We start from the raw sequence: 1,448 nt of genomic DNA, 5'->3' as shown, positions 1-1,448 counted from the left end.
ATCCAACTCTTTTAATGGGGAGTTCAGCATGCACAGCGGTATTTTTGAATCCACAAAAGCTGATAAAAACTTTCACGGATTGGGTTTGGCAATTGTCGCCGAAATCATTGAGCACTTAGGCGGAGTGATCAGAATTGATGCCGATCAGGAAAATAAGCTCTTTACAGTGACTCTTTTATTTCCGCTCAACAAGTAATATCTATGCCTAAAGTAAATGTCGGTTCTCTTCTAAAAAGGGCTTTACACTTTCATCTTTAGCTCTTTATCTTACTTTCGCAGTCCATAATGCTATCGGATTTCACGAGATGCTAATACCGTCCTTTAAAAGAAAGGGATGTAATCCATGAATTCAATTTAATATAAGAAGAAATGCCTTTCACTCCACTGTGATTGTTCTTTACGACTTTAGAGGATGGAATAACCTCCAGGCATGTACCATCAACCATTGTGCGGTACTCTTGTAATGCAAACATCCGCAGTTTCTTGTATGATCGTTCATTAAATTAGAAATGCTGCGATGCAAATATTACCACATTCATTTAAGGGTATAAAATATCAAATTGAGTACATATGGTTCCAGGTCATTCTAGTCTTATGCTATATTTATCAAGTTAAACACTTTAGATTTAGGAGATTTATATGAATACAATGGGAATGAATTATAAATTCTACTGCTGTATTAACCCTCCTTGATATCGATGAAAGAAATTAAAAGGAAAGAAATTAAGGCGTAATCAAAAAAAGGAGGATAATACATGCAAAAAAGCGCTCACCGTAAAATTGGTAGATTTATCAGCTTACTGCTAACAGTAGTATTAGTCTGTAGTATGATACCAATGAATGCATACGCAAATGATGAAACGGTTTCTTTATTTAATGAAGAACTGGATATGGAATTGAATAATATTGAAGAGGATGAAATAAAAAGTATTCTTCCATCAGATGATGACTTGGCTTTATCGGAAGAGGAAGTACAAGCAGAGACTGACGAGAAAGAGAATATTTCTTCTACAGAACTAACAGATGAAAGTGCCATGCCGGAAGAAACACCTCTTATCCCGCAAGAGGAAGTTACAGAAACAGCTACGGAATCAAATGCAAAGGCTTTTGCTTCCCCGCAGCCAGAGACAGTGATGGTCGTCTTTGATCTTGATGATGGTACACAATACGAAGATCTTTATAAGACAACAGTGCTTGCAGGAGGAAAAATCACCCATAAGCCTGCAGACCCTACAAAAGACGGCTACCTGTTCAAAGGTTGGTACGGCTATGTAGATGGTAACAATGAGCCGGTAATGTGGGATTTTGAACATGATACTGTTCCAGGAAATATGGTCCTGTTGGCAGCCTGGGAAAAGACATATCTTGTAATGTATGATCTTAATGACGGCTCATATGCTCAATTTTATGATGTAACCGTGCCTGTGGGAGGTAAAGTCACTGACAGG

At 37.8% G+C, this 1,448-nt stretch carries 2 protein-coding genes; both read left to right on the top strand.

Annotated features, from left to right (window positions below):
- A partial coding sequence (locus RT269_RS26625; RefSeq protein WP_313187229.1) for a GHKL domain-containing protein occupies window positions 1-196 on the top strand: 196 nt, incomplete at its 5' end.
- Window positions 197-755: 559 nt separating this feature from the next.
- Window positions 756-1,448, top strand: a 693-nt coding sequence (locus RT269_RS26620; RefSeq protein ID WP_313187227.1) for an InlB B-repeat-containing protein, incomplete at its 3' end; no start/stop codon positions are given.

It is taken from the genome of Lacrimispora sp. (assembly GCF_032078915.1).
Taxonomy (GTDB): Bacteria; Bacillota; Clostridia; order Lachnospirales; family Lachnospiraceae; genus Lacrimispora.
Note: the sequence above shows the minus strand (reverse complement) of the source record. Positions and strands in the feature narration are given on the sequence as shown.